This window comes from Streptomyces pathocidini (assembly GCF_001418495.1).
In the GTDB taxonomy this organism is placed as follows: domain Bacteria; phylum Actinomycetota; class Actinomycetes; order Streptomycetales; family Streptomycetaceae; genus Streptomyces; species Streptomyces pathocidini.
The window spans coordinates 1-8474 of the sequence record NZ_LIQY01000406.1 but is presented as its reverse complement, the minus strand read 5'-3'; the positions used below and the strand labels follow the sequence as shown (position 1 = coordinate 8474).

Annotated in this window: 9 protein-coding genes; 5 read left to right on the top strand and 4 right to left on the bottom strand. The window is 72.3% G+C overall.

The genetic code is table 11. The features are described from left to right. Positions 1–135: 135 nt before the first annotated feature. From AOK16_RS18860 to hppD, 3 genes are all read right to left on the bottom strand, one after another. On the bottom strand, positions 136–408 hold the full coding sequence (locus tag AOK16_RS18860; RefSeq protein WP_055473395.1) for a hypothetical protein: 273 nt from the start codon (positions 406–408) through the stop codon (positions 136–138). Positions 409–473: 65 nt separating this feature from the next. Then, positions 474–1715 (bottom strand): glycosyltransferase, encoded by a 1242-nt coding sequence (locus AOK16_RS18855; RefSeq protein WP_055473394.1) that lies wholly within the window; start codon positions 1713–1715, stop codon positions 474–476. Between the two features lie 124 nt (positions 1716–1839). Further along, positions 1840–2982 (bottom strand): 4-hydroxyphenylpyruvate dioxygenase, encoded by a 1143-nt coding sequence (hppD, locus tag AOK16_RS18850; protein ID WP_055473393.1) that lies wholly within the window; start codon positions 2980–2982, stop codon positions 1840–1842. 122 nt (positions 2983–3104) lie between these two features. Here hppD and AOK16_RS18845 point away from each other — a divergent pair, with 122 nt between their 5' ends. The 5 genes from AOK16_RS18845 (at position 3105) to AOK16_RS18825 (ending at position 7504) form a co-directional block, all read left to right on the top strand. Next, entirely contained in the window at positions 3105–3572 is a 468-nt protein-coding gene (locus tag AOK16_RS18845) for an Lrp/AsnC family transcriptional regulator (protein WP_169790915.1), read from the top strand. 135 nt (positions 3573–3707) lie between these two features. Next, the gene (locus tag AOK16_RS18840; RefSeq protein ID WP_055473392.1) at positions 3708–4355 is read left to right on the top strand and encodes an ABC transporter permease; all 648 of its coding nucleotides are present in this window, start codon (positions 3708–3710) and stop codon (positions 4353–4355) included. Between the two features lie 133 nt (positions 4356–4488). Then, positions 4489–5685, top strand: coding sequence for a betaine/proline/choline family ABC transporter ATP-binding protein (locus AOK16_RS18835; protein WP_055473396.1), 1197 nt, complete (start codon positions 4489–4491; stop codon positions 5683–5685). Next, positions 5682–6524, top strand: coding sequence for an ABC transporter permease (locus AOK16_RS18830; protein WP_055473391.1), 843 nt, complete (start codon positions 5682–5684; stop codon positions 6522–6524). The genes AOK16_RS18835 and AOK16_RS18830 overlap by 4 nt, the downstream gene beginning before the upstream one ends. After that, positions 6521–7504, top strand: a complete 984-nt coding sequence (locus tag AOK16_RS18825; RefSeq protein ID WP_055473390.1) for a glycine betaine ABC transporter substrate-binding protein — start codon at positions 6521–6523, stop codon at positions 7502–7504. The genes AOK16_RS18830 and AOK16_RS18825 overlap by 4 nt, the downstream gene beginning before the upstream one ends. Positions 7505–7634: 130 nt before the next feature. On the opposite strand, the gene AOK16_RS18820 is transcribed toward AOK16_RS18825, so the two are convergent. Next, positions 7635–8396, bottom strand: a complete 762-nt coding sequence (locus AOK16_RS18820) for a S16 family serine protease (protein WP_055473389.1) — start codon at positions 8394–8396, stop codon at positions 7635–7637. Positions 8397–8474: the final 78 nt, after the last annotated feature.

Genomic DNA, 8474 nt, shown 5'->3' with positions numbered 1-8474 from the left:
GGAGCCGCCCTCGCGGCGGCCGAGGGGGCCGGGAGGGTCGCCGCCGCGAGGGCGGCTCCGGTGAGACCGAGGACCGATCTGCGGCTGGGCCGGCCCACCGTGTTCTGGGAGTCTCCAAGTCGTCGCATCAGAGCACTATCGGGCGGCCGTGACGCCGTACGGGGGATCGGCGTACGGTGCCGCCCGGAAATCATCCTTACGGGTCGACGGACCGTCGGCCCAGGCGGGCCTCCCGGCGCCGGGCCAGGGCCTCTTCGCGGACGCGGCGGCCGTTGCGGGTGTGGCCGAGGCGGCGGTGGCGGCGTCGGTGAGGACGGCCACGGCCGCGGTGGTGCTGTGGGTGGTCAGCGACAGGGCGAGCGGGTGCTCGGGGCCTTCGGCCTGGTGCTGGTACGGCCGCGCGTCCACGGGTCCCGTCGGACTCCCGGCGTCCAGGGGCCGGCCCCACCGGGGACCACCTCACTGGGATCACCTCACCGGGACCACCCGGCCAGCCCCCGGACGACCTCGCCCGAACCGTCCTCCCGGGCGATCGCCGCGGCCAGGGCGGCCGCGCGGGAGCGGTACGACGGGTTGGTCGTGGCTTCCGTGAGGGCTGCCGCCAGGCGGTCGGAGTCGAGGCCGGCGTGCGGCAGGACGCCGGGGGCCACGCCGAGTCCGACCAGGCGGGAGGACCACCACGGCTGGTCCGTCAGGACCGGGACCGGGACCGCCGGGACCCCGGCCCGCAGGCCCGCCGCCGTGGTGCCCGCGCCCGCGTGGTGCACCACCGCCGCCGTGCGCGGCATCAGCCAGTCGTGCGGCACCGCGCCGACCGTGATCACGTCGTCGGTGGCGACCGACAGCCCGGCCCAGCCGGACTGGACCACGCCCCGCAGCCCCGCGCGCCGCAGCGCCCGCAAGGCGATGTCGCCCAGCTCCTCCGCAGGCCGCGGCATCATGCTGCCGAAGCCGATGAGGACCGGCGCGGGCCCCGCGTCGAGGAAGTCCGCCAACTCCGCGGGCGGGGACCAGCGTTCGCACGTGTGGGGCCACCAGTAGCCCGACATGTGCAGGCCGGGCCGCCAGTCCACCGGGCGCGGTACGACGGTGGGGCTGATGCCGTGCCAGACCGGCCACAGCGTGCCGCAGCGCCGCCGCCGCAGCTGCGCCGTGCCCCGCCGGGGCAGCCCGAGCCGGGCGTGCAGCCGGCGGTTGGCCTCCGCGTAGAGGAGGTCGAACCCGGCGTTGACGGCCCTGCCCAGCCAGCGGTTCACCGGGCTCTCCCCGCGCCGGCGCAGCACGCACGGCGGGAACGCCGCGGTGGGCTCCTCGGGTTGGAGGAAGACACCCGCGCTCGGCACCCGGTGGTACTCGGCGACCACCGTGCCGATGGGCGCGGCCAGAGTGGAGAGCAGGATCAGGTCGGCCTTCTCGTCCACGGCCTCCAGGATCGCGTCGACGAGCGCGGTCGCCGCCTCCCGAGAGGCGCGCCCCGACTCGTACGCCGCGCGCGGCGCCGACCGGGACCGGGAGCCGGCCTGTACGGCGAGGAGCCCTTCGAAGGGGTCGGCCACGAGGGGGCGCATGCCGAGGCCGCAACAGGCCACGGAGTCGGCGAACTTCGCGTGGGTGACGATCTCGACCTGGTGGCCCTCGGCCATCAGGCGGTGCCCGAGGCCGGTGTAGGGGGCCACGGAGCCGTACGTGCCCGCGGTGACGATCTGGATCCGCATGCCCTGACCCAACGACCCCGCGGGCCCCCGGACACGCCCGCCGCGGCCCGGTGGCGGGCCGCGGCGGGGGAAGACGGGCCGCGGCGGAGGGAGACGGGCCGCGGCGGCGGAGAACGGACCGCGGTCAGAGGTTGCCGCGCTTCTCCTGCTCGCGCTCGATCGCCTCGAACAGCGCCTTGAAGTTGCCCTTTCCGAAGCCCATCGAGCCGTGCCGCTCGATCATCTCGAAGAAGACGGTCGGCCGGTCCTGGACCGGCTTGGTGAAGATCTGCAGCAGGTAGCCGTCCTCGTCGCGGTCGGCGAGGATCTTCAACTCGCGCAGCTCCGCCAGCGGGACGCGCGTCTCGCCGACCCACTCGCCGAGGGCGTCGTAGTACGAGTCGGGGGTGTCGAGGAACTGGACGCCCGCCGCGCGCATGGCCCGTACGGTGGCGACGATGTCGTTGGTGGCCAGCGCGATGTGCTGGACGCCGGGACCGCCGTAGAACTCCAGGTACTCGTCGATCTGCGACTTCTTCTTGCCCGCGGCGGGCTCGTTGAGCGGGAACTTGACCTTGCGGCTGCCGTCCGCGACGACCTTCGACATGAGCGCGGAGTACTCGGTGGCGATGTCGTCGCCCACGAACTCCTTCATGTTGGTGAAGCCCATGACGCTGTTGTAGAAGCCCACCCACTCGTCCATGCGCCCGAGTTCGACGTTCCCCACGCAGTGGTCGATGGCCTGGAACCGGCGCGGCCCCGGCTCGACGACCGGGTCGGCGGGGACGTAGCCGGGGAGGTACGGGCCGTCGTAGCCGGCGCGTTCGACCAGGGTGTGGCGGGTCCGGCCGTAGGTGGCGATGGCGGCGAGGACGACGGTGCCGTACTCGTCCTTGACCTCGTGCGGCTCCTCCAGACCGGTGGCGCCGTGCGCGGTGGCGTACTCGTACGCGGCGCGGGCGTCCGGGACCTCGATGGCGAGGTCGATCACGCCGTCGCCGTGGGCGGCGACATGCTCGGCGAGGAAGTGCCCGTACTCGGTCGCCGGCTTGACGACGGAGGTGAAGACGAAGCGGGCGCCGCCGGAGACCAGCACGTAACTGGCGGTCTCGCGGCTGCCGTTCTCCGGTCCGGAGTAGGCGACGCGCTTCATGCCGAAGGCGGTGGAGTAGTAGTGGGCCGCCTGCTTGGCGTTGCCCACGGCGAAGACGACCGCGTCCATCCCTTTGACCGGGAACGGGTCCGCCTGCCGTGCCGTGCTCGGGGTGTGATCGATGGTCTCAGTCATGGGCTCAGGCTCCTCCCGGTCCACAAGCTGCGCAATAGTTGGTTGATTCACCTGGCAATCTGCACAGCTAGAGGGGGAGGATGGGGAGCGTTCTGTACAGGATGACCATCGGGAGGCGCCCCATGGGGATCGACGAGCTGGACGGCCGGCTGATCGGGCTGCTCGCGGAGGAGCCGCGGATCGGGGTCCTGGAGGCCTCGCGGCGGCTGGGAGTGGCGCGCGGCACGGTGCAGGCGCGGCTGGACCGGCTTCGGGCCAAAGGGGTGATCCGCGGCTTCGGGCCGGAGGTGGACCCGGCGGCGCTCGGCTATCCGGTGACCGCGTTCGCGACGCTGGAGATCAGGCAGGGGCAAGGCGCGGACATCCGGGCCCATTTGGCGGGGGTCCCCGAGGTCCTGGAGCTGCACACCACGACCGGGCACGGCGACATGCTCTGCCGGCTGGTGGCCCGCTCCAACGCCGACCTTCAACGTGTGATCGACCGGGTTGTGGGCTTTGATGGCATCGTGCGGGCTTCCACGGCGATCGTCATGGAAAATCCCGTTCCGTTGAGGATCATCCCGTTGGTGCGGCAGGCGGCGGGCGACTGACCCGGCGCCTCCCGCAGGCGGCGGGCGACCGCCCGGCGCCGGTCCCGACCGGTCCCGTCCCTTCCCCGGCGGGACCGGTCGCGGCGGGAGAGCGGCCGAGCAGGCCGCGCGAGCCTGCCCGAGGAGGAGGCCCACGTGAACTTCTGGGAGTACCTCGGGAACCGCCACCAGCAGCTGCTGGCGGACGCCTACCAGCACGCCAGCGCCGTCTTCCAGTGCATGGTGGTCGCCACCCTGCTCGGCGTGCTGATCGGGGTGCTGACCTACCGCACCGAGTGGGCGGGGAACCTGGCCATCACCTCGACGGCCACGATCCTCACCATCCCCTCTCTCGCCCTCATCGGCCTGCTCGTCCCCGTCGTCGGCCTGGGCGTCGCGCCCACCGTGATCGCGCTGACGCTGTACGGACTGCTGCCAGTGGTCCGCAACGCGGTCGTGGGGCTGCGCGGGGTCGACCCCTCGCTGGTCGAGGCGGCCCGGGGCATCGGGATGTCCCGGATCAAGCGGCTGTTCAGGGTCGAACTGCCGCTGGCCTGGCCGCCGATCCTCACCGGCATCCGCGTCTCGACACAGATGCTGATGGGCATCGCGGCCATCGCCGCCTTCGCCTCGGGCCCCGGGCTCGGCAACCAGATCTTCCGCGGCATCTCCAGCCTGGGCAGCAAGAACGCGCTCAACGAGGTGGTGTCGGGGACGCTCGGGATCGTCATCCTGGCCCTGCTGTTCGACGCCGCGTACGTGCTGATCGGGCGGCTGACGATCCCGAGGGGGATCCGTGCCTGACGCACCGCCGCCTGGCGCACCACCGCCCGACGCACTGCCGCCTGACACACCGCCGCCCGACGCACCACCCGGCAGACCGGAAGCGGGCGCCCGGGAGTCCGGGCACCCCGGCCCCGCCCCCTCCGGCGCCGGCATCGAGCTGGAGAACCTCACCAAGTCCTACCCCGGCAGTCCCGCCCCCGCCGTGGACAGCGTCACCATGGAGATCGAGGCGGGCGAGACGGTCGTCTTCGTGGGGCCCTCGGGCTGCGGGAAGTCCACCACGCTCAAGATGATCAACCGGCTGATCGAGCCGACCTCCGGCAGGATCAGGATCGGCGGCGAGGACGTCACCGACATCGACCCGGTCAAGCTGCGCCGCACCATCGGCTACGCGATCCAGGCCTCGGGCCTGTTCCCGCACATGACGGTCGCCGACAACATCGCGCTCGTGCCGCGGATGGTCGGCTGGTCCAAGGCGAAGGTGCGGGACCGCGTCGAGGAGATGCTGGACCTCGTCGGGCTCGACCCGCGCGAGTTCCACGGCCGCTATCCGCGCCAGCTCTCCGGCGGGCAGCAGCAACGCGTCGGCGTGGCACGGGCGTTGGCGGCCGACCCGCCCGTCCTGCTGATGGACGAGCCGTTCGGCGCGGTCGACCCGATCACCCGCGACCACCTCCAGGACGAGCTCATCCGGCTCCAGCACGAGCTGCACAAGACGATCGTCTTCGTCACCCACGACTTCGACGAGGCCATCAAGCTCGGCGACCGGATCGCCGTACTCCGCGAGCAGTCGCACATCGCCCAGTTCGACACCCCGGAGGCCATCCTCACCAACCCCGCCGACGACTTCGTCTCCGGCTTCGTCGGCGCGGGCGCGGCCCTCAAGCGGCTCAACCTGGCGCGGGTACGGGACGTGGGCATCGCCGAGTTCCCGACCGTGACGGTGGACGACCCACTCCAGACGATCTTCGACCGGCTGCGCGGCGGGCACACCAACGAACTCCTGCTGCTGGACCGCCGGAACCGCCCTTACAAGTGGCTGCGGCGCGGCGATCTCATGCGCGCCAGGGGCTCGTTGGCGCGCGCCGGGACGCTCATCCAGGGCCGGGTCGGCCTGGACGCCACGCTGCGGGACGCGCTGGAGGCGGTGCTCACCGACAGCGCGGGACGGGTCGCGGTCACCGGGCGGCGCGGCGAGTACCTCGGCGTGGTCGACATGGAGACGCTGATGAACTCGGTGCACGAGATGCTGGAGGAGGACCGGCTCGCGGCCCTGGAGCACCAGCACGACCTGGAGGGCGAGCGCACCCACCAGACGCACCTGGCGCAGGAGGGCAACCCGCCATGAGCCAGGCCGCCCCCAGCAGCAGCCCGCAGCCGGACGACCGGCGGGATCTGGAGCACGGCGAACACGACGAGGTGGAGCGGGGGTTCGTCGGCCAGGACCGCGTGCCGCGCAGGCTGACCTGGCGGAAGCTGCTCACCATCCCGGCGTTCGTGGTGGTGGCCGTCGGCGTGACGCTGCTGTGGCTGTCCAGCCAGACGCTGGACTCGATCGCCCGGAACTCGCTCAGCGGCGTGATCGTGCGCGAGGCGCTGTGGCAGCAGATCAAGCTCGTGGCGATCTCCACGTTCTTCGTGCTGATCATCGCGATCCCGCTGGGCATCGCGCTGACCCGCAGCGGCCTGCGCCGGGCCTCCCCCTTCTTCATGGCGCTGGCCAACATCGGCCAGGCCACGCCCGCGCTGGGTCTGCTGGCGCTGCTGGTGATCTGGCTGGGCATCGGCGTACGGGCACCGCTGATCGGCATCATCATCTACGCAGTGCTGCCGGTGCTCAGCAACACCATCGCCGGACTGCGGGCCATCGACCCGACGCTGGTGGACGCGGCGCGCGGCATCGGCATGTCGCACCACGGGGTGCTGACCCGGGTCGAACTGCCGCTGGCCGTACCGCTGATCCTGGCGGGTGTGCGGACGGCGCTCGTCCTGAACGTGGGCACCGCGACACTGGCCACCTTCGGCGGGGGCGGCGGCCTGGGCGACCTGATCGCCTCCGGGATCACCAACCAGCGCATGCCCGTGCTCGTACTCGGCTCGGTGCTGACCGTGGCGCTCGCGCTGATCGTCGACTGGCTGGCGATGCTGGCCGAGGTCGTGCTGCGGCCGCGCGGGCTGGAGGTGTGAGGGGCGTGCGGCGCCGGGTACGGGTCGCGGGCACACTGCTCCTGTCCTGCGCCGCGCTCGCCGGGTGCGGGCTGACCAGCGGCAGCCCGATGGTGGACACGGTGCGGCCCGGCTCGATCGGGCAGGGGCGGCCGCTGGCGGGCGCCCGGCTCACCGTCACCTCCAAGCAGTTCACCGAGCAGATCATCCTCGGCCAGATCATGGGCCTGGCGTTCAAGGCGGCGGGCGCGGACGTGCTGGACCGCACCAGCATCCAGGGTTCGTTCGGCGCCCGCGAGGCGGTCAAGACCGGGGCGGCGGACGGGATGTACGAGTACACGGGCACCGCCTGGATCACCCACCTCGGCAACACGAAACCGATCGCGGACCCGTACGAGCAGTGGAAGGCCGTACGCGACGCCGACCGGGCCAACGGGATCACCTGGCTTCCGGCCGCCCCGCTGGACAACACCTACGCGCTGGCCGCGAACCGGGCGAACGCGGAGAAGTACGGCTTGAACGACCTCTCCGACGTGGCCCGGCTGGTGAAGGAGAACCCGTCGGCGGGCACGCTGTGCGTGGAGAGCGAGTTCGCGGCCCGCGACGACGGGCTGCCGGGTCTGGAGAAGGCGTACGGGTTCGCCTTCCCGCCCGGCAACATCCGGAAGATGGACAGCGGCATCATCTACACCCAGCTCGCCAAGGGCTCCGCCTGCACCCTCGGCGAGGTGTTCACCACCGACGGCCGCATCGCCGAGCTGGACCTGAAGGTGCTCGCGGACAACAAGGACTTCTTCCCCAACTACAACGCGGCGCCCGAGATCAACACCAAGGCCTTCGACAAGCACCCGGCCATCGCCCGGATCCTGGACCCGATCAGCCGGAAGCTGACCACCCAGACGGCGCAGAAGCTGAACGCGAAGGTGGACGTGGGCGGAGAGGATCCGCACGCGGTGGCGAAGCAGTGGCTGATCCAGGAGGGCTTCATCAAGTCCGGCTGAAGTCCCCTGCGCCCAGAGGGGGGTCGACCACCCCGGAGGGGAGTCGGACCTGGAGGGGAGTCGGCCCTGGAGGGGAGTCGGGCCCGAGGGAGTCGGTCTCAGAGGGGTCGGCCCCAGAGGCGAGTCGACCTCAGCAGCTGGGCACCTTGCCGCCCGACTCCAGGGCCTTGAGCGCGTCCACCGCACCGGTGAGGGTCGTGACGGGGATCAGCCGCAGACCCTTCGGCAGCTCGGCTCGCGCGTCCCCGCACTCGGCCTTCGGCACGAGGAAGACGGACGCGCCGTCGCGCTTCGCCGCCTGGGTCTTCAGCGGCACGCCGCCCACGGCGCCCACCTTGCCGTCGGGGGTGATGGTGCCGGTGCCCGCGATCCTGCGGCCGCCGGTCAGGTCGCCGCCGCCACCGTTCCCGTCGAGCTTGTCGACCACGCCGAGCGAGAACATCAGCCCGGCGCTGGGCCCGCCGACGTCGGCGAGCCGCAGTCCCACGCGTACGGACTCGGGCGAGCGGCGCAGATAGCGCAGCGCCGCCTGGGAGGCGGCGTCCTGGGACTTCTCGAACTCCTGGGTGTTGTGCCGCTCGATCTCCTTGGTGGTGTCCCCCACCGGGTAGACCGACTCGCGCGGGAGCACGGCGCGGTCGGTGGCGAACCAGGCGCCGAGCAGGTCCCCGAGGCCGACCTCGGCATCCGGCCCGGTCGCGGCGATGGTCGTCATCCGCAGCTGCCCCGAGGTCCGGCGGCTCTCCGCGCCCTCGATGGTGATCACCGGGACCCCCCTGTTGGACCCCAGCACGTCCGCGGTCATCCCCGGCTGCGCGATCGAGAACGGCAGCGGGACGAGCGCGGCAACGGCGAGGAGCGCGACGACGGGGAGGGCGCACAGGGCGAGCACGGGTGTGCGCCGCCGCCTTCCGGGGACGGGCTCCTGGGTACGCGGCGAGTGGCCCCCACCGGTAGCGGGGGGCGGGAG

Bases quoted from the DNA above. Each gene is read 5' to 3' on its own strand.
- AOK16_RS18830 (WP_055473391.1), top strand. From the start codon at position 5,682: ATGAGCCAGGCCGCCCCCAGCAGCAGCCCGCAGCCGGACGACCGGCGG.
- AOK16_RS18845 (WP_169790915.1), top strand. From the start codon at position 3,105: ATGGGGATCGACGAGCTGGACGGCCGGCTGATCGGGCTGCTCGCGGAG.
- hppD (WP_055473393.1), bottom strand. From the start codon at position 2,982: ATGACTGAGACCATCGATCACACCCCGAGCACGGCACGGCAGGCGGAC.
- AOK16_RS18855 (WP_055473394.1), bottom strand. From the start codon at position 1,715: ATGCGGATCCAGATCGTCACCGCGGGCACGTACGGCTCCGTGGCCCCC.